The 847-nt window shown below is 64.6% G+C and carries 1 protein-coding gene; it reads left to right on the forward strand.

Going from position 1 to position 847, the window contains the following annotated elements; translation table 11 throughout:
* On the forward strand, positions 1-847 hold an 847-nt coding region (locus tag ACYVDE_RS24640), incomplete at both ends, for a histidine kinase dimerization/phospho-acceptor domain-containing protein (RefSeq protein ID WP_460504158.1).

Raw genomic sequence — 847 nt, forward strand, 5'->3', positions numbered from 1 at the left:
CTCACCGCCGCCCTCGACCACGCCACGGCGCGCGACTTCTCGGCCAGCATCCCGCAGGAAAGCCACGACGAATTCGGCCAGGTGGCCCGCGCCTTCAACCGCATGCTGAGCCAGCTGCGCGAGTACCGCACCTCCACCGAGGCCGGCCTCATCACCGAGCGCAACCGCGCCGCCAGCATCGTGAACACCTTAGATGAAGGTTTGCTGTTGCTCGACGAGCATCGCACCATCTTGCTGGCCAACCCCGTGCTGTGCGAGCTGCTGGGCCTACCGGCCGAAAAGCTGCTGGGCCGCCCGGCCGCCACCGTGCGCCTCGAAAACGACTTGTTCCAGGCCATGCTGCGGCCGCTCGATGCGCCCAACCGCGAGGCCGCCGTGGCCGAAGCGCCGCTGCTGCACATCAGCCTGCGCGGCGAAGAAGCTTTTTACCAATTGGCGGTGCAGGACTTGGTGTCCTTCAACGAAGCGACTGAGAAGACCGAATTCGTGGGCCACATCCTCACGCTGCGCAACGTATCCGATTTCAAAAAGCTCGACCAGGTGAAATCTAATTTCCTGGCCACCGTGAGCCACGAGCTGAAGACACCACTGTCCAGCATTAATCTCAACACCAAGCTGCTACAAGATGAGCGGCTGCCCGCCGACGAGCGCCAGCGCATCACCGGCTACATCCGGCAGGAAACCCAGCGCCTGCAGCGCATGGTGGCCGAGCTACTTGACGTCTCGCGCCTCGACGCGGGCGCCGGCATTCAGCTCGACGTGCAGCCCACCAATTTGGCCGACGTGGTGCGCTTCGCCACCGCCACCGTGCAGCCCCAGCTCGACGACAAGCGCCTGCGCCTCGATT

This window comes from Hymenobacter agri (assembly GCF_054778495.1).